A 1,504-nucleotide genomic window follows, 5' to 3' on the forward strand; every position below is an offset into this window, starting at 1 on the left:
CAACCACCAGGCGTCCGTCGGGCAGTCCTTCCGGCTCCAGGTAGCGACCGGCGCCGTAGGTTTCCCTTCCGGCAAGGCCGTCGGCAAACGGCAGGAAGTAGCCGTAGGCATTGCGATAGACCGTCAGTGACGCCGGCTGTCCCTCGACGTCGAAGCGGATCCTGCCCCAGCGCTCGTACGCCTGAATGTCTCCGGTTGTGGTCAGCATCCGAACGTCCTCTGGCACGGGGAACTGCTCCAGGGCGACCTCCAGCGCCAGCGATGGATTCTCCGGGAAGTATTGCAGCCCGGAAAAGGTCTCCTTCTGCTCTGCAGTCAATGGGCTGTCGGGGCTGGTCCGGAAGAAGGCGTCTTTCTCGCGGCGAAGATCATCCAGCTGGCTCATCGCAGCCTCCGGCGCCAAGGATAGCAGGAGAGGCGCGGCCTGCGAAGGGCGGAAAGGGGATTCTTCCTCGCTTGACCATTGGCTGTCCGCGGCTGGCTGTCGGCCCCGGCGAAAGGGATGTTCGGGCGGAGGTGCCGCCCCCGGCGCCCGGCGCAGGGCTCGACAGGGGCAACCGCGGGCGAGCCAGCGCTTCAGGGGAGCGGGTCGGGTGGCGAGGGGGAGGGGCCTCCGAAGCGGCGCTGGCGGGATGCATAGGCCTCGAGCGCCCGGAAGAATTGCTCCCGGCGAAGTCCGGCCAGTACACGTCCCAGGCGTAGAACCCGGCAAACGCGGCCGGCCACAGCCGGAAGTTCGACAGGCGCATCTCGCCCCCGCTGCGAAAGACCAGGTCGAGGCCCGTCTACCCAGCGGTAAACAGGTAGGCGGTCACTGGCGGCAGTCCGATGCACCGCTCGCTCGATCCGATTGCGGGTCGATGGGGGCAGCGGGTCGAGGCTGCCCAAGTGCCGCAGCCGCACACCGTTTCGGTCTAGATCATCCAGCTCGCGGCCGAGGGTGCGGTCGATCAGCCCGGGCAATCCCTGCACCTCCGCCTTCGGGCGGTTGCAGTAAGGCATACAGCCTCAGGGAGCCGATGCCGGCTTCAACGCAGACGCGAATGCCGCTGCGCGCGTTTTCGACTCCGCACGCTGTCCGGCCAGGCGGGGTAGCCCGCCAGCGATTGCCCAGCGTCCGTTACCGTTCATGAGGATCCCGACATGCCTGGCCTGGGGGCGAAGGAGGGGTGACGACGCCTGACCCCCGTCCGGCGAGATGTCCATCATTCATCGCCACCGGATCGCGCCTGTCGCCCGTCTGACCTGGGCTGACCGGGCGGGGAAGCGGCCGAGGCTGGATAGCCCTGCCGACGGCCCGGGCTTGCGATCTGCCAGGACAGCACGGCCAGCGGAAGCGACATCAGGGCCAGCGCTGCCAGGAACGGAGGCCACAGGAATCGCTGAGGCAGAACGTCCAGCACCGCCTGGGTGCCAAGAGGTGCCGCTCGCAGGGCATCCCAGGTGAAAACGCCGACCGCCAGCAGGGCGCCGAAGGCGGCGCCGATCCAGACCGCGACTCGCA

Annotated in this window: 2 protein-coding genes; both read right to left on the reverse strand. The window is 68.2% G+C overall.

All coding sequences use genetic code 11. From position 1 onward, the window contains the following. On the reverse strand, nt 1–385 hold a 385-nt coding region (locus MUO23_07685; protein MCJ7512835.1), incomplete at its 3' end, for a DUF1684 domain-containing protein. Between the two features lie 820 nt (nt 386–1,205). Continuing rightward, a partial coding sequence (locus MUO23_07690) for a hypothetical protein (protein ID MCJ7512836.1) occupies nt 1,206–1,504 on the reverse strand: 299 nt, incomplete at its 5' end.

This window comes from Anaerolineales bacterium (assembly GCA_022866145.1).
In the GTDB taxonomy this organism is placed as follows: Bacteria; Chloroflexota; Anaerolineae; order Anaerolineales; family E44-bin32; genus PFL42.